At 36.6% G+C, this 2,224-nt stretch carries 2 protein-coding genes; both read right to left on the bottom strand.

All coding sequences use genetic code 11. From position 1 onward, the window contains the following. Positions 1–227 precede the first annotated feature (227 nt). Positions 228–1,616: a HipA domain-containing protein gene (locus GQR47_RS20140; protein ID WP_024597440.1), complete on the bottom strand. Its 1,389-nt coding sequence runs from the start codon at positions 1,614–1,616 to the stop codon at positions 228–230. Next, positions 1,600–1,926 carry a helix-turn-helix transcriptional regulator gene (locus tag GQR47_RS20145; RefSeq protein WP_029753347.1) on the bottom strand — a complete coding sequence of 109 codons (327 nt, stop codon included), beginning with the start codon at positions 1,924–1,926 and terminating at the stop codon, positions 1,600–1,602. The genes GQR47_RS20140 and GQR47_RS20145 overlap by 17 nt, the downstream gene beginning before the upstream one ends. Positions 1,927–2,224: the final 298 nt, after the last annotated feature.

Genomic DNA, 2,224 nt, shown 5'->3' on the forward strand with positions numbered 1-2,224 from the left:
ACTAGACGCGAAGGCAAGCTCACTGACTTCGATGTGATAAATGATAGCTAATCATTTATCAATGAGAGATACAAGGCGCGAAGCTTGCTCGCGCGAAAAGCGTAGCTTTTAAATTGTAAGCCGGAATTTATCTCTCGCTTTTAATTTTAATTTGCAAATATCGCGTTGATGCTGACAACCAAAATATGAATTACTTACTCAAAATACGTGTATTTATTTTCTGAAATTTAAATAAATGCATCCATATTTGGTAGTTGTATTATTTGCTCACTCAGCTTATTTGCAGCTTTATTAATTATTCTTATGCACAAATCAATGTGTGCTAATTCAACAGTAGATAAGTTATTTTTAACAGCAGAAACTTTAGCCGTATCAATTGCGGCTAATACAGAGTCAACGGTTTGACTCATAAGTAGTTGCATCCGTGGTAGTGAAATAGCAAATTCATCAGCAAAATCAGCTAACATATAAGCTGTAATCTTATTAGTAAAATTGCCTGCACTTTGCGAATTATGCTCACCCACTGACATAGCATAACATCTTGATATTTTGGGCTGTAAATAGTCCTCATCACGGTCAATGCTTCCCTGCTCAATAATAGCCTCTATATTTACCAAGTCGTAAAACGGCGTAAGCTCTAAACCATTTTTACCAACAAAAAAACTAATGTTTTTGCCATGAGCATCGTAATTACGTACTAAAATATTAAATGTCATCCAACGAATAAGCTGAGCCTTATACGCTTGTACATTCGTTGTTTTAACATTAAATAGTTTTGCAAAAGAAACGCCATCTCGAATATAAATACCATCCCCATCATCACCATGCTGACGCTCATATTTATAAGAAGGAGGTAAATTAGTGGCTTGGCAACCATCAATAATATGACGACGTAATACACGGCTTTGATCTTGTGTAACGCGCCTATCAAAGCGATCTATTACAAATACTCTTATATCTGCGTAAGTGCGCAACTCAACATGGGGAACATTGAGCCCCGACTCTTTTGCCAAAAGCATGGTAAAAAGTTCATTTACTGCAATGAAAGGAGCGGTACCTGTTTCGAATTTAAAAATTTTATTAGAACATAGCTCCCCTTCACCAAATCCTAATTTACTATCGATTTCGAGTAGGTTTAGTTTGTCTTGAACGCCAGCAACAGAGAGCCGAGTTCGGCCATCCCAATGAGTAATTGGCTCTCCAACTTGTACAAAGCGTTTAAGTTTTTGGCTTAGCTCATCATTAGTTACTTCACGAAAAGATGTTTGCTTTAAAGTACTGTTACTTGCTCTAAACGACAAAGCGCCTGACGTTTCCTCGCCAATTACTTTAATCAAACCAAACGTATTATTTTTAGAGATAGTAGTACTACTTATAATTTCATCAAGACCTTTGCCCTCGGGTAATAAGTTTTGTAAATAATTACGCACATCACGTGAGTCAAAATCACCATTGAGCGGTAAGTGTGGTGAAATAGCAAAACCCTTATTAATCCACTCAGGCTCATAGGTAAATGCAATTTCATTTTCAGAGCCTATATCAAGAGTTATCGCACCTATCTTCTGCGTATGCCCAATAAATACATCTAAGCTATTTTTTTTAATACCACTGCTCATCGCTCACCTCATCCTTGTTATTGTGGTGCGACTCGTCATCACTGACAAGGCTAAACGACAGCCCCAAGTATTCCATCACTTTGAGTACATTAAAAAACTGCACATTCACATCACCTTTTTCTATTTTTATCAGCGTAGGCTTTGAAATATTAAGTGCTTGCGATACATCAACCAGCGTAAGCTTCATGGCAGTTCGCTTTGAAGTAATCGCTTTAGCGAGCCGCACCGACGAAAACGGCTTTGATAGATCAGGCATTTCAGTGCGTTTAACAACTCTTCCAAGTGTTTTTTTTGCTGGTAATTCACTCATGAAAGGTCAACTATAGTTTACTTATACAATTTATTTTAGGGTAGCCAACCCAAAAGTCAAATATAACTTACTTTTAAGTTTGAACATATGTTTACTGCCTATAAGTAAACCTTACCTTACTTATAGGAAGTAAAATAAAACACAACCCCATAAGTAAAGCATAAGTTACTTATGGAAAGTTAATGACATTTTGAGCTTAATAGCCAAGCTAAACACCTGTAGATACCATCTCTCATTTTAAGCTTCAAGGTCGTATTTAACTTTCTTGGAGCTTAAACGCTTCTTGGTTTTTTATTAC

Origin of the sequence: Pseudoalteromonas sp. Z1A2 (assembly GCF_011378755.1) — a bacterium.
GTDB classification, from domain to species: domain Bacteria; phylum Pseudomonadota; class Gammaproteobacteria; order Enterobacterales; family Alteromonadaceae; genus Pseudoalteromonas; species Pseudoalteromonas distincta.